We start from the raw sequence: 21,193 nt of genomic DNA on the forward strand, positions 1-21,193 counted from the left end.
CAATAAGTCAAATGTTTTTACTTAATGAAAATATCGACATTACCGTAATCACTACTCCATGAAATAATCATTAGCCATTGATATTTATGGATATATTGTTTAGTTGATACGTAGTTATTAAACCGTGCATTTTTTTGCCCATTAAATACGTTATCTTATCTTGGCAAGATGAATAGCTTGATGCACTTTTATAAGCATGTAGGGAAGACAATGTATTTTTGGAATATATGGGCACTCAAATCAGATCTCAGAGCGAACCTGCTCACCCCTAGATGCGATTTAAAATACCTCATTGCAATACTCATTTTGATGTCATTACGGACTACACCAACAGAAACCTCAAATAGCTACGACTACTTAAGTTTGTTACTCGATATTGTGATGATTGTGGTCAGTACTTGGTATTGCTTCAAAATAAACGGCGGTAACAGCGGCAAAGATTTTTTACGCCGTTATCTATCTATTTGTTGGGTCGTGGGTGTTCGCGTTCTCGTTTGTACAGTGCCGATTTCCATTTCTGTCTATTCGCTGATTTACATAGCAAGAGGTGAAGTCTCCGAAGGCACCACACTGTTTGACTTTCTGTTCACTTTGTTATTTTCAGGTGTGTATTACTGGCGAGTTATAGTCCAAATGAAAGACGTTCAAAACATGGGTGTGCGCGAATAACGCGCACTAAGTTAACTCGTAGCGCAATGATCGACAACTCATTCTTTAATCAATTGAACAACAACACACAAAAGTGATTTATACTCGCTTAAGTATTAAAAATTACACTGTTCAGATTCATATCTTTTATATTCAGCTGCTTCTATGTTTCACTCTTACCGTCACCTTAAAGTCTCAAATGTTCAATAAGCTAAATGCAATAGCCGCGATTAATTTAAATTATTCAACACCTAGAAAAACGCGTTTATTGCTTATAACTTAACTAAATCACCGTGTAATAAATCGTAATATTTTTCCTTTTTTTCCACGCTTACTATTTCAGTGTCGTAGTACACGCTGCGATCAATACACAATTGAAAATTAACGCTACGGAGTAACATCAAATGCGTATACGGAAAAATGTAAACGAAATAAAAGACGGAACCCTTTTATGGTATTCAAAAGCCGTTGAGGAAATGAAAAAACGCGATATCTCTGATCCAACAAGTTGGTGGTATCAAGCTGCAATACACGGAATGGGGTTACAAACCTTTCAAGAGAACCCGTTAAGTCCTGATATTTACCAATGGAGCGAAGAAAGCATATGGACGAAAGCGACTGGCTTACCACCCAATACTGAACTAAAGAAAGAGCTGATAGAGCTGTTAATAACAGAGAACACAACCCAAAATTTTTGGCAGCAATGCCAGCACGGTTCATGGTTTTTTCTACCCTGGCACCGTATGTACTTGTACTTTTTTGAACGCATTGTCAGAAAAACAATTGTCGACCTAAACGGGCCAGAAGACTGGGCACTCCCCTACTGGAATTATTCTGATGTTGATAACCCTAAGTTAACCCCAGAGCAGCAAGATAATGCACTACATATTCCACCTGAGTTTGGTTTCACCAATAGCATGGCTGGGTCATCGCATCCCAACCCAGACTTCCCTGGTCTGTGGATGGAAGAAAGGCTGAGTTATAAACTTAATCCAAAAGATGCAAGCAGTACTTCAAGTATGCAGTCTAAGAATTTTGTAGTGAATAATGGCGTCGGTTTTGGGGGAGTTGAATTTACCTTCAGTCATAGCCCCGGCACTTTTGGACTATTAGAGAACATCCCTCATAACAAGGTACATGTTGATATTGGCGGTGCAATGGGTGACCCAGATACAGCCGCTTTAGATCCGATATTTTGGCTGCACCACGCTAACATAGATAGGCTATGGCAAAGCTGGATAGAAAGAGGGAATAGCAACCCTAAAAGTCACGCGTGGTTAAATCAGGTGTTTGACTTTCATGATGAGCTTGGAAACCATGTCAAGATTTCTGCAGCTGATGTACTCAATACTAAGGACCTTGATTATACGTATACCGAGAGTTTTGCGGGAATAAACCAGACTGACAATGCCCCCAAAGAGACGAGTTCACAAGGCATAAATATGTTTGATACCATAGGTGCGACTACAAAACCATTAACAATTGAATCGAAATCAGTTTCAACTAGCTTGAACTTTATACCCCAAAAGAAAAGTGCACCTGTACTGGGAAGGGTCGATAAAGAAGACGAACTCTCACCGACGGCTATTCACGTCTTATTGGAGAACATCACCGGAACGGGCAACATAGCACCCATTAACGTATTTTTAAGACTGCCAAATCAAACTGAGCGCCACTTTGTGGGCAGTGTGGGCCTGTTTGGACTTGCACAATCATCAATCGTCAGTGCTCGAAGTACAGGTGTAGGTATCATTGTTCAATTAGACGCAACCGAAATCGTCCACCAATTAAGAGCGCATCCGCAATGGAAGCTTGAAGACATACACATCGAAGTAGAACCAAGTAGGGCGCTAGGTGCGGCGAATGCAACCATTGGCCGGATCAGCATAAAAGCTGAAGTTTAGTCACTGGTATGGCTACGCTAATTTTTAAAAAAGTGAGCGCCTTTAGGGTTGCTCACCCTCACTGGTTCGTGCTGTGCCTTGCTGCGTTAATATGGATGTATTATCTATCCACTTTACTTGGTACCAGCACCTCACATCACCACCATCATGCTCACCATGACATGCACGCCCAGGCAGGGTTTGCCAGCATGACTTGGCAGTGGATGCTGATGGTATTTGCAATGATGCTACCAATGACCAGCGGGACCATCAGAAGCCTAGTAAACAGTGTACCAATATACCGCCAACAGCTGAGCCTAGCGCTGTTTATTATTGGCTATGCATCTGTTTGGCTGGTTTTTGGTGTTGTTTTGCTCTTGGCAACACATATGCTCCAAACCACCTCATGGACAGCAGAACTAAACGTGCTGCCCATTGCAGCCTTAGGCTATTTCGCCGCGGGTATGCTCAGTGATGCAGCATTTAGAATGCGTTTACTGAATGCGTGCGGCAGTATTTGGTCACCAAGGCTTCGGGGTTTTAAAGCAGACTTAGATGTATTAACAATCGGTTTGAAAGAAGGGATTAAATGCGTCAAAACCTGCGCTCACGTTATGATTGCCATGCATATTGCCGGTCACGGCATTGTGCAAATGGGCATATTAACAGCAGCGCTGTTTTATGAAGCAACGCTTTATCGAAATAAAAAACATGTCTTGCGAAACACTTGCTATGTACTTGCCGCGTATCAATTGATTGTGTTTTACTTGCCACACTTTGGTCATTAGGTGTGTTTTTGTTGCCGTACTCTGCTTTAGATTACGGCAACAAATACCTTCAAAACCTTGAATCTTATAAGTTACTTTTCTGGTGCATCAACATAGCTTAAGCCACTTTCAATGCGCGCAAACCACTTTGCGATATGAGGAAAGTCACTTACATTAACACCCGCTTTTACAGCCAGTTTTGGGGACGTATACAAGGCAATGTCTGCTATGCTTGGTACCTAACAAGTAGTCACGATCACCCAAATGTTTGTCCAAATAAACAAAAAAGTTGATTGTTTTATCATAAGTTTGCTCAAGGTCATCAGGTTTCCCAATGACCTTAATGCCACGATATAAGTTAGGGCCGTTGAGTACTTCACCTGCTAACATGGATAAGAATTTTTGTATTTCTGCTCGCAGTAATACGCCCTCTGAATACCATTTTATTATCCGCATCATACTTTTTGGCAAGGTACACTCATATCGCATTCGAGTCACAATGCCACCATCGTCCGTTTTTATATGTTAACAATAATCACTCGGGATATGCCTAAGCATGTGTCAAAAGGCACGGATTGACAATTTAAGAAAATATTTTTACGTGACAAAAATTACAGACCACTTTTATAAAATAAACCAACACTTTATTTACATTAAAACAAAATAAATTATTTTTTATTTTAATAATTATCAAACCATTAAGTAGAAAAATTGACAAGAATAGATTTTCTATATATTGTCAGAATAGGTTAAATAAAAAACAATAAGAAGGAAGTTTAAAATGAAAATTAAAATCAATAAAAAGAAAATAAAATGCTTATCTTTTAACGCTAAAGATTTACCCTCTAATGCTACTCCTCAAGTAGGTGGTGCATGGCAAGTACCTACAAGAGGTCGCCCTGATTGGGCACCAGGTGATTCTGATTGCTGCTGGGCACACTAAAACCTATTAAAATAAAGCATAAAATATAATATATATTTTTATCTTTATAAAAATATCACACAACATATTAATCATGCTGTGTGATATTAATTTTAATTAACCACACCACATATCGATTATACCAACTTTATTTAAAAATCAATTATTAATCACATCAATAATGGGAATAGAGTTGTTGATTTCATGCCTGACCTTTATCTCATAACCTACAGACATCACCTTTTCCCTTTTATCACATCCTGAAAATATTGAATTGATGAGCAAAATGCTTACATGGCGGAATTTATGTTCCCGATAAACCCCAAGTACCTAAATTCCTTTTGGCAATGCAAGACAAGCCTTGCTTGTGCATGGGCGTACCTTCATGGCATGTACGTTCATATCAATTTATTGTTTGTAGGAGTTTTTATGATAAAGGGCGCCATGAGGTTCCAACTTGAGTTCGGCGGCAGCCTAGGTGTGTTTTTGTTGCCGTACTCTACTTTAGATTACGGCAACCAATATCTTCAACACTCTGAATCTTGCAGATCACTTTTCTGGTGCATCAACATAGCTTAAGCCACTTTCAATGCGCGCAAACCACTTTGCAATATGAGGAAAGTCACTTACATTAACACCCGCTTTTACAGCCAGTTTTGGGTACGTATACAAGGCAATGTCTGCTATGCTTGGTTTGGCACCTAACAAGTAGTCACGATCACTTAAATGCTTGTCCAAATAAACAAAAAAGTTAATTGTTTTATCATAAGTTTGCTCAAGGTCGCCGGGTTTCCCAATAACCTTAATGCCACGATATAAGTTAGGGCCATTGAGCACTTCACCTGCTGACATGGATAAGAACTTTTGAATTTCTGCTCGCAGTAATACGTCCTCTGGATACCAGGTGTTATCCGCATCATACTTTTGTGCAAGGTACACTAATATCGCATTCGAATCACAGATCACAGCGTCGCCATCAACCAACACAGGCACCTGTCCAAGAGGGTTTAACGCCACAAACTCCTTACTTTTGTGCTCCTGTGTATGTGGGTCTAGTAGTTTGAGTTCATATTGAAGCCCAAGAATAGATAAAAAGTGTCTGATCTTGTGACCGTTACCCGATAAAGAAAAACTATAAAGCGTTATACCTGACATAAGGATCCTTTTACCTGTTAGTTAGTCTATCTTGAATGCCATTGATGCAATCAACAATTAGGCTTAGTTTTTCACAGACTTGCAAGTGAGTAAATTAAGTATTTTTGAAGATTTCAGTCTAGTCACTATTGCGCTGTGCTGGTATATCACTGAAGTACTCCACAAACTCAACTTCAAACCCATCGGGGTCAATAAAATACACATTTTTTCGATATGAATGGGCTGGCCCAACCTTATCTACCTCAAAACCAGCTTGCTCAAGACGCTTTACAACCCCATCAATACTGTTGACCACATAAGCGAAATGACCCAGACCAACTTGATGTTCCTTCAATACTCTATTTTGTCCTTCACCATGATCACTAAAAGCAAGATAGTGGTGATCATCACCAAAGTGCAGCCATGTTCGCGGTTTACCAAACCACTCGCCATTGCCTTTGCTCCTGACTTTCCAGTGTGGAAAAGCAGCACGATAAAAAGTTAATGCAGTGTCGATATTTTTAACTACTAAATTGACATGTTCTAAATACATATGCGTCTCCTATTTGTTTTCCATGGTGAACTTGAATGTGGCATATTTATCCGCAGTTAATTGTTTTATATAAAGTTTAATCATGTTTTTCATGGTCTTCCCTTCGTAAGTTGAGTGACACTTTAAAATCTCAACTTAACTTGAGGTAAAGGCTTATTTTGATATTTTTTGAAAAACTGGCCACACGAGCTTAAACCTCACTTGCCAGAGTGCTGCAAAAGCAAATCCGCTATTGGTATCAGGCCTTAGAAAATGTAATATTTATGTATAAAATTCATTTTTAGAGGGAACACTATGTGGATGATTAGAGCTGGCGAAGGCGCATATTTAGTTGACGATTTTGAGAAAACAGCCTGCGTTAGTATAGGCTGGAACGAAATCGGAGATTTATCTGACATCGCTAATGAATCAGACTTAAAGTCTAAATACTTGGCATCCTTTCAAGGCCAGCATACATCAAAATCGAGTAATGCCGTCGCCATGATTAAGAAATTTCGCTTTGACATGAAAGTGGGCGACCTGGCAATTACCTACAATCCATCTAGCAGGGAATATTTGGTTGGCGAAATCATAAGTGACTACACTTATGTGCAAGATATTATTGATGATGAGAGTTTCAATCATATTCGCAAAGTCAAGTGGCTTGGTCATGTCAGCCGCGATGCATTGAGCGTATCTTCTCGCAATACTCTCGGCAGTACACTCACCGTCTTTGCCGTTAACCAAGACGTCGCATCCGAAATTAAAAGAAACTTAGACCATCAGCAACCAAACCAAGTGGAAGTGCTCGCAGAAGAAAATGAAAAAGCAATTGAGCAATCTCGAAACGATGTCATTGAACAATCAAGCGAGCTTATAAAAGACCGCATCATCGCTATCTCACCAGAAGATATGGAATACTTAGTTGCAGGTGTATTAAGAGCGATGGGGTATCGGACTCGTGTGTCAAACAAAGGCATGGATCGAGGTGTGGATATATTCGCCTCTCCTGATGGGATCGGGCTTGAGTCTCCTAGAATAAAAGTCGAGGTAAAACACCAAAAAAATAAACGTATGACCTCGCAACACTTACGAAGCTTTATTGGCGGACTCCGCGAAGGTGATCGTGCTTTATACGTCAGTACAGGTGGATTTACTAAAGACGCAAAATATGAAGCCGATCGCTCAAATATCCCTTTGACCCTCATTGATATTGACGATTTAATGAAACTCATCACTGAGCATTACGACGAGTTCGACATAGAAACCCGTGTTTTACTGCCCCTCACCAAGGTGTATTGGCCAAGGTAAAGTGATTAAAGCGTCACTCTTAAAACCTGATTTCGCATCAAAATCACTGAGTAATGCACTCAAAGCTGCACTTTAAAGCGCATCAATACCAAACTTGGTGATTTTTATGTCCGTAACAGCCTCTCTGAAAACACAGCCTGGATAAACTCAACAAACGCGGCAACTTTAGGAATATGCAGACGATTTTTAGGATATAGCGCGTAAACATCCACCGCTGGTAACTCCCAGTGAGGCAATATAGGCTCAAGCAGATCTTTTTCAGGACTGTGCGAACACATGTAATCTGGCAGTATGGCAACGCCAATGCCATCGACGACCATTTGCTTAAGCACAACGTAATCATCCACCCGCATTCGCGGATAAATAGTGACATCGCATTGCAGTGTGTCATTAACCAAACTGATGACCTCAGACTTTTGGATACTGCTCATCAACAATACATCTAAATGAGCTAACTGTTCTGGATGACTGATAACGCCATACTGCTCTACAAACTCCCGACTTGCATAAAACCTTCTTGAAACACGCCCTAAACGCTTAGCAACCAAACGTGAATCTGCTAACTCTCCTATTCTGATCACCAAATCAAACCCTTCTTCAATCACATCAACTCTGCGATTTAGCAGGCTCAATTGCAAGTTAACCTGCTGGTGCTTGTGCATAAACTTACTCAATACAGGTTTTAAAATTTCGTGTCCCATGCCCACAGACATACCCACTTTGAGTTCGCCAGCCACCTCGTTGAGTGCTTTTGCAACACTGGCATGAGCCAACTCAATATGCGCTTTGATCTGCTTGCAATGTTCAAGGTAAACACGCCCCGCTTCCGTTAAATGCTGCGTTCGAGTTGTGCGCTCGAGCAAAGTGATACCCAAGCTGGCTTCCAATTGCGCAACCTTTCTACTCAAATTGGCTTTTGGCATATTTAGTCGCTCTGCTGCCACAGTAAAACTGCCTGCGTCCACCACAGCCAAGAACAGCAGCATGGCATTCACATCGGTTTTTTCCATCGACCTCACCTTATTGTTGTTATATCTGGAAAAGTAATTCTATTTTATAGGTATATATAAAACAACTGTCTGCTCGTACACTTTACTCATCACTTCGAAACAAGATTAAAAAATAGGAAATGACCATGAAAATTCTTTCAAGAGACTCTTTAGAACTAGGCGGTTTTGCAGGCATTACAGAGCACAGATTAGTCACCGATAGCCGCGTTTTTGCAGGGCGTAAAAAGCCAGAAACATTTGAAGGGCTTGGCAGCATGGTGTACTTAGCAGATGCGCGTTACTTACCAAAAGGCCAGTCGGGTATGCACCCACATAGCGAAATTGATGTCATTTCGATTGTCTTAGAAGGCCGAGTAAGCCACGAAGGGTCGTTAGAACATGGTAAAGACTTGAGCGCAGGTGATGTGCAAGTGCAAAGAGCAGGTGGTGAGGGCTTTAGCCACAATGAGATTAACCCAGATGACAAACCAAACCGCATGTTACAAGTGTGGGCACTACCCGAAGTTGCAGGCCAACCAGCCCAGTACAAGTCATATACACCTAAAGACAATGGCGTCACGCGTATTTATGGCGGCAGTGACAGTCAAACAGAGACTTTTGCCAGCGCAACCACCATGGATATTGCACATTTGGATGCCACACAAAACCTCACCTTAGAAAAAACCGCTTTAGTTTATGTGATTTCTGGACAAGCACAGGTAGAGCAGCAAGGTCAATTAACGCAAGTGAAAGAAGGAGACTTGATTGAGGCTGGCAGCCTAGCAATAACAGCCACTGAGCAATTACATTTACTGATTGTGTCACATTAATGTGGCACTGAACTAGGAGCACATACACAATGCAAACTAAGACCCCCAATACACACATAATGATGTTGATAAACTATCTTGCGTTGTTTCCCTTGGTCTATTTTATACCCGACTGGTTAGCGCCCATGATAGGCAGCAACAAGCTCGCTCATACCGCACTGGTACTCGCGATTATCGTACCGATTATTTCTTATTTTGTGATGCCATTCGCCGTAAAAGCGCTGACGAGAAAATGATGAACACATATACGGCCACCAGCCTAGGTGGCTTGCCTGCTGCATACTAAAAAGCATGGTATTGCTGCCAAGCACCTTGCTATCAAACCTGGATAAAATTTCTTGCTCTACCGTCATATTTCCCGACCCCAACAATAAAATCCTTTGGGCTCAGGGTACACAGCCAATGATACACAATACTGACCTCAACTGATAACTCAGCATCTTTAACAGTCATATAAAGAACACAACTATACGCCTGAAAAATGTGTCAGTTAAAACTGAGAATTAAGTGATAGACAGGTACAAGCATGCAACGTACAATATAAAATGAACATAAGTTACTGAAAAGTAACAATAATAAATTTAAAGTTGCCACTTTAAAAACTCATTTTAAAAGGACATCATTATGAACGCCATCAAAGCAATCGCCCTTACAGCTGTCGCAGCAGTTACACTCACTCTAACGGCGGTTTTTACCCTAGGCCATGGAAATCACACTCTCCAAGCAATGGCATTTGGCGACCAAGTGATAGAGTATAATATTTACGGAACCAATAGCTTGGATACCAATTTCGACGATACGATTGGCCATATTGAAATGCGTCTAAAAGACATGCAAGCAGACGAACACTATGTGCAATATAAAGTTGATACTGCAACAACAAAAACACCGTTTATTGCGGAGCACCAACGTATAAAAATCACTTATCATCGTAACCTAACAGCCACGTTGTGCGGAAAATTTGGTGGCTTTGTTGGCATTTATGCCACAGATAAAGATGAACCGTTAGAAGATAAATGCATCGCAATTTAACCCTGATTTAGGGGTAAAAGGGCACGATTTGAGGTGTCCTTTTACCCTAGGCTACTTAGCCCTTTCGCTTTTCCATGAGCTCAAATCCTAGCTTAGTGACTTTTTGTCCTTTTAGTTTATGCATACCTGAGATGTTAGACAAAATGATATACCCTGCGCGTTTTTCCACATCCATGATCATCACAGAGCTATACCCACCGGTGCCACCATCATGAAAATATACCGTGTCTGATTGCTGATCTCCTTGAAAAACATACCAACCCAACCCCATTTGAATATGCCCTTGCTTAAACAAGACTTGGCGCTGTAACCTTGCCCAAGCATGCATGTCGTCAAAATGCGCCTTCATAAATTGCCCGAGATCTTGCACAGTCGACAGCATGGCCCCTGCACCTTGCAACACACCTAAATCCCAATTTTCGGTCGGATCGCCGCGCTTATTTAAGCCCATCACCAACTCGCCATGCACATCACGCCAATTGCAAAAGCTGCGTGGCATGCCAAGCGGCTCAAAAAAACGCTTTTGCAGTAACTGTGCAAAGCTCACGCCTTCTATTTTCGCCAATACATAACCGAGTAACCCCACACCTAAATTTGAGTAATTATGCTTTTTGGTGCGATTAATTGTGATATCGCTGGCAAGATGTGCCTGTAAGTCGGCTTCTAAATAAGCCTGATAGGGATTGTCTTTGCGCTTAAATAGCGCTTGCCATAAGAGCCCCGGTGGTAATCTAGGCAAGCCTGACGTATGGGTCGCTAACGACTCAAACGTGATCTTTTCATTGTCAGCAATAGTCAGGTCAAGATAAGAGGTGATCGGATCGGTTAAGGCCAACTTGCCTTCACACACCATCTGCGCCAACACAGCATTAGTAAACAACTTGGTGAGCGAACCAATCTCAAATACAGAAGCACGATTGTCAATTTGCTCAATGCCTTTGTTGCCATGCCTTGCACCGTAATACTGGCATTGGCCTGCGTCGAACTTAGCCACCGCCAGCTCGGTGTTGGGCGAAAACGCCTTGGCGACTTTATGAATTGACTGTATTTCGTGATCCGCAAATTGCATAGCTGTCCCTTTACTTTTGTCTCCTATTTATTGGAGCATAAGCACAGAGACACTACAAAATGAATAACGTAAGTAAATGTTTATAGTGAAATAGTTTGTAATTTATTGGCACCTCAAAGGGTTAAGATGCCAACTGCTCACGATAGCTGCCTGGCGACACACCATGCCAGGTCGTAAATGCGCGAATAAATGAATTCGATTCTTGATAGCCCAATAAAAACGCCACTTCACTTAAGGATATGTGTGACTTTTGCAAATAATGCTTAGCTAATTCAGAGCGCACGTCTTGCAATACACTGTGAAAGCTCGTGTCTTCATCACTCAACTTGCGCTGCAAAGTGCGCTTACTCATGGTCAGCTTTTGCGCCACCATGTCAACTGAGCTTTGCCCAACAGGCAAGGACTCGATCAACACTGCACGAACTCGCTCAACCGTTGTTGCTGTTGCCGTTAAATCAGCTAACTTTTGATTTAAGCCCCCTTCAAAGTAAGACCACATACTGGCGTTTGCCGTTAAAAAGGGTCGCGCAGCATCCTCGGCTTTGAATACCATAGAGAGCTTATCACCTTGCTTAAGCTGACAACCAAAAAACGTCTCATATGCACCGACATTACTGGGCAGTTCAGGTAGGGTTACCGCTAACGGCGAGGCATGATGGCGCGTTGCCATCCGCAATAGCTTGGTAAAAAACACCATTTCAGTGAGCACCAATACAGCTGGCACAGGCCCTTCATAGCCATAACATGACAGCCCCATTTCAGTGGCAGTGTCAGTGACATCCAGATCCATTTTCATCGGGCCAATTAGGGGTTTGTAATGCTGTATACGTGATAGCGCAGTATTTAAATCCGGACTACATAAAACAGCAAACAACAGCGCATCAAACACCTCTACAGATAGATGCTCCGCCACCAATAAAGGCACATCGCGACCATCAGCGGCCTTTTCAATCGCCAACCACCAATCAAAGTACTCTTTTGGCGAGAGCATCACAGGTTCACGGTTGAATACATCTGCTGGTAACTTGGAGTACGCCACCACAGTTTCAACATCAATGTCCATGTCTTTTAATAAAATTTTACAGTTTGCATGTACTGTAAACTTGCTCGCTATTTTCATATCTTGTTACTTTTCCATTGATTGGCGTGACAACTTCAACACCATTTTACGTGGCAGTAACGGGGTGATCCAGTTCAGTAAAAACTGTAATTTTCGCTCGTTAAACGCCACCAGTTGACCTTTTTGCATGGCTTTATAACCGCACTCGGCCACTGACTTAGCCGATCTGGCGTTTTTCCACACATCAACCCCTTCCAAATTACCTGCCGCCACAAAGCCTGTATTCACTGCTCCCGGGCACAATGCCGTTGCCGTCACGCCAGTACCAGATAACTCTTCAGCCACCGCCTGCGTGTATGAGGTTACATACGCTTTTGATGCATAGTATACCGCTTGTAGTGGACCCGGTAAAAACGACACCGTTGATGACACATTTAAAATTCGTCCACGCTGACGCGCCACCATGCCTTTTGAGTATAGATGTGTAAGATCGGTCAATGCGGTGATATTCACTTGCACCATTTGCTGATCTGCCACCATATCACGTTGGTAAAACACGCCATGACCACCAAAGCCAGCGTTATTAATAAGCACATCCACCTCAATATTCAGTGCTGATGTTTTATCAAAAATACGTTGCGCAGCACCCGGCTGAGATAAATCTTCGTTGATCACTGTCGTTTTAATACTGTGCTTAACCTCAAGCTCTTTTGCCAAGGCATCTAGCTTATCTTGAGAGCGCGCTACCAAGACTAAGTCACCCCCTTGCTGTGCATGCAAGTGTGCTAATTCAAGTCCAATACCGCCCGATGCGCCTGTGATTAATGCTGTATTTGCCATGTGTTTTACCTCTGTTTAAACCCCGTTGATTCAATGTGCTCAGTATAAACATTCAAAACGCGCCACACACTGACAGATCGTGACACTCAACATGCAAAAGGTGACAAGCTGCATCAAAGGATGCCAAAGTGGAAACCCCCATTACAGTTTTGGTGGGTTGGTAAATATAGATTGCAGCGAAATACGGATATGGATCCCGGGGCAAGCCCGGGAAGACGGCATAGGACTACTTAGGTCAAATCAACACTCCTATCTCACCCTCGTCATCCTGATGGACATCAGGATCTAGTTTGGATACACCGATAAATAGTTTCAGAATAGACACGAAATAAAATGAGCCACTTAACACTCCTATCTCACCCTCGTCATCCTGATGAACATCAGGATCCAGATTTAAAGTTTGCCCGTTGACATAGCCAACACGGAACTGAAATCCATCCATGAAGCTTGGTCACATCGGTCATCAATGACCTTATTCTAAGCGACTCACCCCTTGCGCTGCGAAACTTCATTTCGGTCACTCATCACCTAAGCTGCCTGTTCGGCAGTGAAGTGGAATAGTTCCAATACGGATCTGAAATCCATCCATGGAGCTTGGTTACATCGGTCATCCATGACCTCACTTCTTCGCGCTGCGAAACTTCGTTTCGGTCACTCATCACCTAAGCAGCCTGTTCGGCAGTGAAGTGGAAACGTCAACAAATCCGCAGCATGGCTACTTTCTAAGCTGCCTGCGTGGCAGTGAAGTTGTACTTTGAGTAAATTTAAGCTTTTCGCCATTTCTAAGCTGCCTGCGTGGCAGTGAAGCAAGGCTTTATGAGTACCGCATTCAAGTTAAATTTCTAAGCTGCCTGCGTGGCAGTGAAGCTTTGCATGATTTAACACCTGTTTGCTGGATATTTCTAAGCTGCCTGCGTGGCAGTGAAGAATTTCTAAGGTTTTCCAGCCATCCTTCATATTTTCTAAGCTGCCTGCGTGGCAGTGAAGCTAAAGTCGCATCACGGTCGGTGCGCGCGGTTTTTCTAAGCTGCCTGCGTGGCAGTGAAGGTATTACCAGCAGAGACAAAGCCTATCAACACTTTCTAAGCTGCCTGCGTGGCAGTGAAGGGTATGAGACTGTAACGCCGTCAATTGCTGCATTTCTAAGCTGCCTGCGTGGCAGTGAAGCTAATATCGATGTGGAGGACGGAGCTGGTGATTTTCTAAGCTGCCTGCGTGGCAGTGAAGCAGAAAATGCTACAGGCGCATATGAGTTGTCATTTCTAAGCTGCCTGCGTGGCAGTGAAGTACAAAGAATCGTCTCAGATTTCCAACTGATATTTCTAAGCTGCCTGCGTGGCAGTGAAGACTTTGAATTGACCTCGACTTCCGCTTCTCGTTTTCTAAGCTGCCTGCGTGGCAGTGAAGATTTGGTGTCACACCTAAAGCAATTCGTGAATTTTCTAAGCTGCCTGCGTGGCAGTGAAGGTATCTTTTCTACCCCTTTTGAGCAAGGTATTTTTCTAAGCTGCCTGCGTGGCAGTGAAGGTAACGCGTCAGAGTCGGCCATTCACACGAGTTTTCTAAGCTGCCTGCGTGGCAGTGAAGTTTCCTCTGGAGGTGAAATGGCGAAATACGATTTTCTAAGCTGCCTGCGTGGCAGTGAAGTTTCTTCTCTCATCAGCGCTATATATTTCTACTTTCTAAGCTGCCTGCGTGGCAGTGAAGGTGCCTAAATGAAGCCATACACAGCTATATTTTTTCTAAGCTGCCTGCGTGGCAGTGAAGGACGATATTCTAGAACAGCTAGACAGCAACGCTTTCTAAGCTGCCTGCGTGGCAGTGAAGAAAGGTGAATTACCTGTCCCCGCGTTTCGACTTTTCTAAGCTGCCTGCGTGGCAGTGAAGATGACCAAGTTTGATTTTTTTCGTCATTGATCTTTCTAAGCTGCCTGCGTGGCAGTGAAGACTTTTTTAATAGTTTTAGGTCGAGTCTTGGCTTTCTAAGCTGCCTGCGTGGCAGTGAAGCGGCCTTGTGATTACGAATGGCGCGGCGGTATTTTCTAAGCTGCCTGCGTGGCAGTGAAGGAAATCCCGCCGTTACTGATTTGGCATTGAATTTTCTAAGCTGCCTGCGTGGCAGTGAAGGCTTTTGCCCTAATTTCGGACAACATTCATAATTTCTAAGCTGCCTGCGTGGCAGTGAAGAAAGCTAAGGACCGACCATCCGGTCGACTTCATTTCTAAGCTGCCTGCGTGGCAGTGAAGCTGTTGATTAACACCAAAGCGTTCTTTTGTTCTTTCTAAGCTGCCTGCGTGGCAGTGAAGGGAATTCAACGCCACTGATTCCGCAGCTTGCATTTCTAAGCTGCCTGCGTGGCAGTGAAGGTAAACGTTTTTCGCCTGAAGATGTTATTGTCTTTCTAAGCTGCCTGCGTGGCAGTGAAGTCAAAGTGCGCATTTTGTTCTTTTCGTGCCAATTTCTAAGCTGCCTGCGTGGCAGTGAAGTAGGATTTATTTAAACCTCTAATTCTGAATACTTTCTAAGCTGCCTGCGTGGCAGTGAAGATATGGGCCCGTAGCACCCGAATATGTATGTATTTCTAAGCTGCCTGCGTGGCAGTGAAGCAGATGGGTCTGGAATTACTCCCAAACTTTGTTTTCTAAGCTGCCTGCGTGGCAGTGAAGCTAACCATAGCTTTTTGGTTTTCTCACCCTCTTTTCTAAGCTGCCTGCGTGGCAGTGAAGGGTCAACGCAGCATCAATTGTCTTTCATACACTTTCTAAGCTGCCTGCGTGGCAGTGAAGACGTGATGCATGACGGTTTTATGTTTGCGGGATTTCTAAGCTGCCTGCGTGGCAGTGAAGCCTCAATCTCTGTGAATGGTAGGTCTGGAGCTTTTCTAAGCTGCCTGCGTGGCAGTGAAGGAATACCCAGACGGTCATGCACCCACGATTTATTTCTAAGCTGCCTGCGTGGCAGTGAAGTCACCCGCCTTGATTTTCGTTACGCATATCAATTTCTAAGCTGCCTGCGTGGCAGTGAAGATTTGAGTATAACGGCAAACTCTGTTTTTGGTTTTCTAAGCTGCCTGCGTGGCAGTGAAGTGAAAATGATGGTGATTACGCTGGAAACCATGTTTCTAAGCTGCCTGCGTGGCAGTGAAGTTTTACAGCCCATGCGGTTGGCCGTATCGTACTTTCTAAGCTGCCTGCGTGGCAGTGAAGGCCAAAAGCCAGCGTGTAAAACCTGTCGCCGTTTTCTAAGCTGCCTGCGTGGCAGTGAAGTTAAACAGCGCGGGCCGTGCACGGTTTGAAGTTTTCTAAGCTGCCTGCGTGGCAGTGAAGCAACTGTATTGGCCATACCAGCTGCAATACTCTTTCTAAGCTGCCTGCGTGGCAGTGAAGGAAACGATCAATGTAGAACGCCCTAATTTCAATTTCTAAGCTGCCTGCGTGGCAGTGAAGTTTAAATGAGTTCTGTAGCCCCTGTCCTGCCGTTTCTAAGCTGCCTGCGTGGCAGTGAAGTTAACGTCGATTTCGATCGCCAGCATCCAACGTTTCTAAGCTGCCTGCGTGGCAGTGAAGTTAAAGTTAAGCAATCTGTTTCAGCCTCAAACTTTCTAAGCTGCCTGCGTGGCAGTGAAGTCCCTGTTTTTCATGACAAGCTTGGGCTTGAGTTTCTAAGCTGCCTGCGTGGCAGTGAAGTATAGAATAAATGAAAAAAGATAAGTTGCAACAGGCTATTGAGGCAAAAAGCCTATTTTTACCTTGTTAAAAACAGCCTATTACAACTCATTGTATTTTATACAGATTTTAAAAGAGCAAAAATAAAGGGTAAAAATACCCTTTATTTTGTTAGAACTGAGGTACGCACCCAGCCGAATTTTCATCATTTGCCTTTGCACTCAATCCATAACAGTCAAATGTGCCATGTGTATCACTGTCAAATTCTTGCATAGTAACAAACAGTGGGTATTTACTATTTTTATCTGGAGAGCGAGCTTTGGTCTGCTGGCTATGCAAAAAGATAAATGGCAAATCGGATGGACCAGGTTTAGTCTCAGCGAGTTCAGTCATGCATTCATCAAATGTTTTTCCACTTTTTTGTGCTCGTCGCTTAGCACGCTCTTTCATATCCTGCTTAACCCTCGTAGGACTTTTAACATTTTTTCGCGTGAAACTCGCATAACTGACCGCATCTGGTACAGGTTTTATGCCTTTAACATGCGTATAGTCTTCAAGCCGACTTAGCCATTTAGCGATATTAAGCTGTTCAAGCTGTGCTTGCTCTTTAGCAAATAGCCTCAATTTTGAACCCAGCGGAAAACTAGCTTTACCATATTGAGGAAAACCAACGGCAATAGCTGATTTATTTTTATCAACCTTGTTCTCTACAAGCGCAATATGCACTTGTTGATACACCTTTTGCCAAATGTCACTAAGGGGTACTTCTGGTTCTGGTAATAAGGTAATTTCTTGGTAGTAATTCATAGCTCACCTACTTACTTGAGCGGCTAAATACACCACCACGGATTAAATTAGCTGCAACGTAAGCTCGCTCATCTGAGGTTAAGTTTTCATCACGTACCCATTTAACCATTAATGTGTACAAATCAATTTTATTTTTCCTGTATGCTTCACCGCGCTGGGTAACTGATCCAAAAGGCTCAATAGCTATTGGGTGAGTGTTTTTGCCATACCAGTTATCAATAGTACGTAATGCATTTCCAACTTTTACATTATGAATGGCAGCACAATCATTAAGCTTAAACAATACTTTACGTTTTTCATTCATATTCATTTCTTGAGATGGAAAAACGTGCTGACCATTACCTAATTTGACGTAGGCATTCACTTTAATCAAAGCAAAGCTTTCATCATCGCCTGCTAGCCCTTTTGCTATCGCTTCGGTTAATATCGCTAAAGCTTGGTTGTTAGCTCCTTTTTCAAAGTTTTTTAATGAAAAATCATAAGCATCAAATATGAGTGTTTGATCAAACTCTGTAATTTCTACATGAATTGATATTGCCTCAGCTCCTACACGATTTCGCCATAAAAAGCGACCATTAGCTATATTATAGGCATAACGAAAAGCCAGTGAATTCAAGTCTTCACTGGATTTAAACTCATCAACTTTATTAAAAATGGCTGATTCAAACTCGGGGGCATTACAAGCAAACGGCTTACCTAAATCACCCACCACACGAAGTGAAAAGCTGACTTTTAATGTATCCGCATTTAAAGGTAAGTTAGCATCATCACTGTCTGATGACGCTGGATTTGGTTTAGTTTTATCTTCATCACTAATACCATGTGCACTCTGTGTTGAGCGGTTTTGCCTTTGTGATATTGCAATTTTCGGCCATTCTGCTGAGTCTTCATTAAAGTTTTCTTGCCATGTACCTGAAAACATTAATGCATCCGACACTTCTAATTTACGCTCAAATGAAAGTAAGCTTGGCAATTCTATTTTGATTTCTTTTGACATAATGGTTCCTAAAAAGAGTAGTAAAACTTTAAAATTCTTCGAATTCGATAAACGTGTCTGTCTCTAGTCCTTGTTTGCACAAGTACCAATGAGGATTACTCTTGTCATAAGAGTATTGCCATAAGCTTTTTTCCAATGCTTCTGGTGTATTGACTTTATGTATACCGCACCACAGCCCAATACCATGAGTCGCTTCGACAAAACAAACATCAGTTTCGTTGTCGCGTGTGTTAGCAACTTGATTGTTATTTTGCTTGACTGAAATGGCCTTATAACCGTTCATGATTGGTACTAAGTAGCCAATATGTTTACGTTTTACATAGTTCCAATCTGCGGGGGTTTTATTACTTGGCTCACAATAGTGTTGCCATTGCTGTAACAACTTTTTGTTGTGTTTATCCGCAGGTAAGCCTGCAAAGTATTCGATTAATTGCTGTGGAATATGCTCTGGTCTAAAAACGTCTTGATGAAGATGTTCTTGCCAAACTTCAAACAGCTGGTTGACATTGTTGTTACTTGAGTCTTGATGCAATAAGTCCAACAGGTGTTTACCAATCAAGTTCGATTTTGGCCGTGCACGCTGCTTTAATCTTGAAAAATCTAACCAAGCATCAAGCAGTTCTGCATCGGTATTTTGGGTTAATAGCTCGCCATAGCACTCCGCTAAATAATCACTTTTATCTAGTAATACAAAACCCGGTAGTAATTGGTAATTTAGCCTTATTACATCTTGCTCGCTTTCAACCGTCTTTAATGAAATATCTTTTATGCTCACGATCGAACCACCAGCAAGGCGCTGGCGGCAACAAATCGCTTTTAGCCAGTTGGTAAAGCTAGTTTCTCTGTTACCGACATTACCTTCATAGGCTATCAACAAAGAAACAGTCAGGTTCATTTTACCTTCTTCAATAATGGGCGGCGCATCCCCTAGCTTTGCCGCAGAGGTGCCATGCATATAAGGTGGATTTTTACTTTGCAAAAATTCGATGTCTCTTGAAGCTTGATAAGTATGCACTTGGTGTTGATGGGAGATTATCGCGCAGCCACCTAATGAGATATCATCAAAACCAGTGTTATTTTCAAGCTTTCTTGATAGGTTATGGGTAAAGCCCAAAAAGTGAGTGATCGCAGGAAACCCCCATGTAAAACCTGCAACGGCATTGGCGTTTTGCACTTGAATATGGCTGAGTAATATATATTGCTTCATCGTAATGTCTCCTCCGCCAAGTTTTGAGTCGTCTGCGCTAGGTTAACTTGAACTTGTGATTCAAACCTTCTTAATTGATGTTCAACAAAAGATTGCCAAAGTTTTCTATGGGCAGTTGTGGCAGTTAAGGTTTTGTCTTTGCCTACTAACCAGCGGTTTAACCACTTAGCGAAATCTCTGCGCACAACAGTTTGCCAATCGATGGTTTTTCGCTTTGCTTGAAAGGCTTTATCTTGCCTATAAGGGTCTAAAAAACATTGGTATTCATCAGTTAACTCACTGTTTGCCGACCAACCCGCTGGTAAAGCATGAAGATAAGAAACGCGATCAAGTATTTCATCAAAAACACTTTGCACCCATTTCTCTAACCACTTTTTACGTTTAGGGTCTTTAATACTCAGTGATAAGTCATTAAATCTAATTATAAAGTCTCTGATAAATTCAATACTTACCTGACATGATCTAGAGAGATACAAACCATCAAAATACGATGTTTTAGTTAATGGCGCTTTTAACTGTGACTGCCATACAGGGGGCTGTGAAGAAAATAAATGAACTTTGCCCGCTCGTTTGCCATTTAGTACCGATACATTTTGAGGCTGACTCGCAACCGTAGCGATTTTCGCCGTATTAGTTGTTCGTACATAACTATGATCACTATAAGTTTGCGCCTTGACTGCTTTGCCGTCTTTTTCCTGTTGCTTTTTTACATCTTTCGAAAAACACCTATCATAGATAGCTTGGCAAGTAGCTGAAGATGTAAGCGGGGTTAATAAGTGATAACCGTCATCAACAGGAAAATAAACTTGTTTGGCTAAACTATCACTTTTAAGGGGAGCATTGAAAATGGCATTAAAACCAGTAATCCAAGACGCTAGCTCTTGCTCATCATCGGCAAAAGACGATAATGGCTCACTATTCCCTTGGTAAATTTCTTCACTTAGTAAACCACCATTGTCGAGCATTAAAAACTTCACATTTTTTGAAAGTGCACCATTAGGGTAAGCACCATCAATAACAGGCGATCGCAATGATGAGGTGGTAAGAAAGCGATCGTCTTGTGCAGAAATACGATCAAATATTGATGATGCGCTACTGCTTGAATGAGTTAACTTGGCAATATGAGTGGCAGGGAATACACCATCACCCTGCATTAATGCCTTACAAATCCAAATATTATAAAAGCAAGATTTTGCTTGTAACTTTGTTAATTGCTCTGCATTTCCTTTTATCCAAGCCTTACCAATAAAATCAGCATAAACTAACGATAGTTTATCGCACTCTTTAGCTGTGACTTTGATTTTTTCAGCCGCCTTACAAGCCTTGTTGAACGCTTTTAAATCTTGCTCTTCTGGCGCTTTGGCGGTGAGTAATTGTGATTTATAAAAATCAGCTAGCAATAATTGCCTGTACTCTGACAGCTTGCTTTGCTCTCCCGTGTTATCAATATATTCTTTTATCAATGCAGACCAGGGCCTGCTTTGTTCATTTTCATTCAT

General features: G+C 42.2%; 19 protein-coding genes and 1 CRISPR repeat array. Of the genes, 7 read left to right on the top strand and 12 right to left on the bottom strand.

Annotated elements, in window-relative coordinates; all coding sequences use genetic code 11:
• Positions 1-210 precede the first annotated feature (210 nt).
• The 3 genes from L1077_RS18345 (at position 211) to L1077_RS18355 (ending at position 3,319) form a co-directional block, all read left to right on the top strand.
• Positions 211-669, top strand: coding sequence for a hypothetical protein (locus L1077_RS18345; protein ID WP_237138390.1), 459 nt, complete (start codon positions 211-213; stop codon positions 667-669).
• 383 nt (positions 670-1,052) lie between these two features.
• The gene (locus tag L1077_RS18350; RefSeq protein WP_237138391.1) at positions 1,053-2,552 is read left to right on the top strand and encodes a tyrosinase family protein; all 1,500 of its coding nucleotides are present in this window, start codon (positions 1,053-1,055) and stop codon (positions 2,550-2,552) included.
• 8 nt (positions 2,553-2,560) lie between these two features.
• Positions 2,561-3,319: a DUF2182 domain-containing protein gene (locus tag L1077_RS18355; protein ID WP_237138392.1), complete on the top strand. Its 759-nt coding sequence runs from the start codon at positions 2,561-2,563 to the stop codon at positions 3,317-3,319.
• A 153-nt stretch (positions 3,320-3,472) separates the two neighbouring features.
• Here L1077_RS18355 and L1077_RS18360 read toward each other — a convergent pair whose 3' ends face one another.
• The gene (locus L1077_RS18360; protein ID WP_237138393.1) at positions 3,473-3,796 is read right to left on the bottom strand and encodes a hypothetical protein; all 324 of its coding nucleotides are present in this window, start codon (positions 3,794-3,796) and stop codon (positions 3,473-3,475) included.
• A gap of 283 nt (positions 3,797-4,079) precedes the next feature.
• Here L1077_RS18360 and L1077_RS18365 point away from each other — a divergent pair, with 283 nt between their 5' ends.
• Positions 4,080-4,241, top strand: a complete 162-nt coding sequence (locus tag L1077_RS18365) for a hypothetical protein (RefSeq protein ID WP_237138394.1) — start codon at positions 4,080-4,082, stop codon at positions 4,239-4,241.
• A gap of 528 nt (positions 4,242-4,769) precedes the next feature.
• Here the strand turns inward: L1077_RS18365 and L1077_RS18370 are convergent.
• Together L1077_RS18370 and L1077_RS18375 are read right to left on the bottom strand one after the other, a co-directional pair.
• Positions 4,770-5,375, bottom strand: a complete 606-nt coding sequence (locus L1077_RS18370) for a glutathione S-transferase family protein (protein ID WP_237138395.1) — start codon at positions 5,373-5,375, stop codon at positions 4,770-4,772.
• Positions 5,376-5,493: 118 nt separating this feature from the next.
• Positions 5,494-5,907 (bottom strand): VOC family protein, encoded by a 414-nt coding sequence (locus L1077_RS18375; RefSeq protein WP_237138396.1) that lies wholly within the window; start codon positions 5,905-5,907, stop codon positions 5,494-5,496.
• A gap of 294 nt (positions 5,908-6,201) precedes the next feature.
• Between L1077_RS18375 and L1077_RS18380 the strand changes: the two genes are divergently transcribed.
• On the top strand, positions 6,202-7,197 hold the full coding sequence (locus L1077_RS18380; protein WP_237138397.1) for a restriction endonuclease: 996 nt from the start codon (positions 6,202-6,204) through the stop codon (positions 7,195-7,197).
• 104 nt (positions 7,198-7,301) lie between these two features.
• Here L1077_RS18380 and L1077_RS18385 read toward each other — a convergent pair whose 3' ends face one another.
• Positions 7,302-8,207 (bottom strand): LysR family transcriptional regulator, encoded by a 906-nt coding sequence (locus L1077_RS18385; RefSeq protein ID WP_237138398.1) that lies wholly within the window; start codon positions 8,205-8,207, stop codon positions 7,302-7,304.
• A 125-nt stretch (positions 8,208-8,332) separates the two neighbouring features.
• Between L1077_RS18385 and L1077_RS18390 the strand changes: the two genes are divergently transcribed.
• A complete protein-coding gene (locus L1077_RS18390) occupies positions 8,333-9,016 on the top strand; it encodes a pirin family protein (protein WP_237138399.1) in 684 nt (227 codons plus the stop codon).
• A 116-nt stretch (positions 9,017-9,132) separates the two neighbouring features.
• On the opposite strand, the gene L1077_RS18395 is transcribed toward L1077_RS18390, so the two are convergent.
• On the bottom strand, positions 9,133-9,384 hold the full coding sequence (locus L1077_RS18395; RefSeq protein WP_237138400.1) for a hypothetical protein: 252 nt from the start codon (positions 9,382-9,384) through the stop codon (positions 9,133-9,135).
• A 256-nt stretch (positions 9,385-9,640) separates the two neighbouring features.
• On the opposite strand from L1077_RS18395, the gene L1077_RS18400 reads away from it, so the two are divergent.
• Positions 9,641-10,048 carry a hypothetical protein gene (locus L1077_RS18400; RefSeq protein ID WP_237138401.1) on the top strand — a complete coding sequence of 136 codons (408 nt, stop codon included), beginning with the start codon at positions 9,641-9,643 and terminating at the stop codon, positions 10,046-10,048.
• 55 nt (positions 10,049-10,103) lie between these two features.
• On the opposite strand, the gene L1077_RS18405 is transcribed toward L1077_RS18400, so the two are convergent.
• The 7 genes from L1077_RS18405 to csy1 form a co-directional block, all read right to left on the bottom strand.
• Positions 10,104-11,117 (bottom strand): serine hydrolase domain-containing protein, encoded by a 1,014-nt coding sequence (locus L1077_RS18405; RefSeq protein WP_237138402.1) that lies wholly within the window; start codon positions 11,115-11,117, stop codon positions 10,104-10,106.
• A gap of 121 nt (positions 11,118-11,238) precedes the next feature.
• Positions 11,239-12,237 (bottom strand): AraC family transcriptional regulator, encoded by a 999-nt coding sequence (locus tag L1077_RS18410; RefSeq protein WP_237138403.1) that lies wholly within the window; start codon positions 12,235-12,237, stop codon positions 11,239-11,241.
• 6 nt (positions 12,238-12,243) lie between these two features.
• A complete protein-coding gene (locus L1077_RS18415) occupies positions 12,244-13,017 on the bottom strand; it encodes an SDR family NAD(P)-dependent oxidoreductase (protein ID WP_237138404.1) in 774 nt (257 codons plus the stop codon).
• A gap of 719 nt (positions 13,018-13,736) precedes the next feature.
• A CRISPR array of direct repeats spans positions 13,737-16,704; the repeat unit is 28 nt; unit sequence TTTCTAAGCTGCCTGCGTGGCAGTGAAG.
• 150 nt (positions 16,705-16,854) lie between these two features.
• On the bottom strand, positions 16,855-17,490 hold the full coding sequence (cas6f, locus tag L1077_RS18420) for a type I-F CRISPR-associated endoribonuclease Cas6/Csy4 (protein WP_237138405.1): 636 nt from the start codon (positions 17,488-17,490) through the stop codon (positions 16,855-16,857).
• Between the two features lie 7 nt (positions 17,491-17,497).
• Positions 17,498-18,487, bottom strand: a complete 990-nt coding sequence (gene csy3 / locus L1077_RS18425; protein ID WP_237138406.1) for a type I-F CRISPR-associated protein Csy3 — start codon at positions 18,485-18,487, stop codon at positions 17,498-17,500.
• Positions 18,488-18,515: 28 nt separating this feature from the next.
• Positions 18,516-19,694, bottom strand: a complete 1,179-nt coding sequence (gene csy2, locus L1077_RS18430; RefSeq protein ID WP_237138407.1) for a type I-F CRISPR-associated protein Csy2 — start codon at positions 19,692-19,694, stop codon at positions 18,516-18,518.
• On the bottom strand, positions 19,691-21,193 hold the full coding sequence (gene csy1, locus L1077_RS18435) for a type I-F CRISPR-associated protein Csy1 (protein WP_237138408.1): 1,503 nt from the start codon (positions 21,191-21,193) through the stop codon (positions 19,691-19,693). Before csy1 ends, csy2 begins: the two co-directional genes overlap by 4 nt.

Origin of the sequence: Pseudoalteromonas luteoviolacea (assembly GCF_021654285.1) — a bacterium.
GTDB classification, from domain to species: Bacteria; Pseudomonadota; Gammaproteobacteria; order Enterobacterales; family Alteromonadaceae; genus Pseudoalteromonas; species Pseudoalteromonas luteoviolacea_J.

Coding starts and splice junctions, on each gene's coding strand:
- L1077_RS18345 (WP_237138390.1), top strand. CDS start 211: ATGTATTTTTGGAATATATGGGCACTCAAATCAGATCTCAGAGCGAAC.
- L1077_RS18350 (WP_237138391.1), top strand. CDS start 1,053: ATGCGTATACGGAAAAATGTAAACGAAATAAAAGACGGAACCCTTTTA.
- L1077_RS18355 (WP_237138392.1), top strand. CDS start 2,561: ATGGCTACGCTAATTTTTAAAAAAGTGAGCGCCTTTAGGGTTGCTCAC.
- L1077_RS18365 (WP_237138394.1), top strand. CDS start 4,080: ATGAAAATTAAAATCAATAAAAAGAAAATAAAATGCTTATCTTTTAAC.
- L1077_RS18370 (WP_237138395.1), bottom strand. CDS start 5,375: ATGTCAGGTATAACGCTTTATAGTTTTTCTTTATCGGGTAACGGTCAC.
- L1077_RS18375 (WP_237138396.1), bottom strand. CDS start 5,907: ATGTATTTAGAACATGTCAATTTAGTAGTTAAAAATATCGACACTGCA.
- L1077_RS18380 (WP_237138397.1), top strand. CDS start 6,202: ATGTGGATGATTAGAGCTGGCGAAGGCGCATATTTAGTTGACGATTTT.
- L1077_RS18385 (WP_237138398.1), bottom strand. CDS start 8,207: ATGGAAAAAACCGATGTGAATGCCATGCTGCTGTTCTTGGCTGTGGTG.
- L1077_RS18390 (WP_237138399.1), top strand. CDS start 8,333: ATGAAAATTCTTTCAAGAGACTCTTTAGAACTAGGCGGTTTTGCAGGC.
- L1077_RS18400 (WP_237138401.1), top strand. CDS start 9,641: ATGAACGCCATCAAAGCAATCGCCCTTACAGCTGTCGCAGCAGTTACA.
- L1077_RS18405 (WP_237138402.1), bottom strand. CDS start 11,117: ATGCAATTTGCGGATCACGAAATACAGTCAATTCATAAAGTCGCCAAG.
- L1077_RS18410 (WP_237138403.1), bottom strand. CDS start 12,237: ATGAAAATAGCGAGCAAGTTTACAGTACATGCAAACTGTAAAATTTTA.
- L1077_RS18415 (WP_237138404.1), bottom strand. CDS start 13,017: ATGGCAAATACAGCATTAATCACAGGCGCATCGGGCGGTATTGGACTT.
- cas6f (WP_237138405.1), bottom strand. CDS start 17,490: ATGAATTACTACCAAGAAATTACCTTATTACCAGAACCAGAAGTACCC.
- csy3 (WP_237138406.1), bottom strand. CDS start 18,487: ATGTCAAAAGAAATCAAAATAGAATTGCCAAGCTTACTTTCATTTGAG.
- csy2 (WP_237138407.1), bottom strand. CDS start 19,694: ATGAAGCAATATATATTACTCAGCCATATTCAAGTGCAAAACGCCAAT.
- csy1 (WP_237138408.1), bottom strand. CDS start 21,193: ATGAATGAAAATGAACAAAGCAGGCCCTGGTCTGCATTGATAAAAGAA.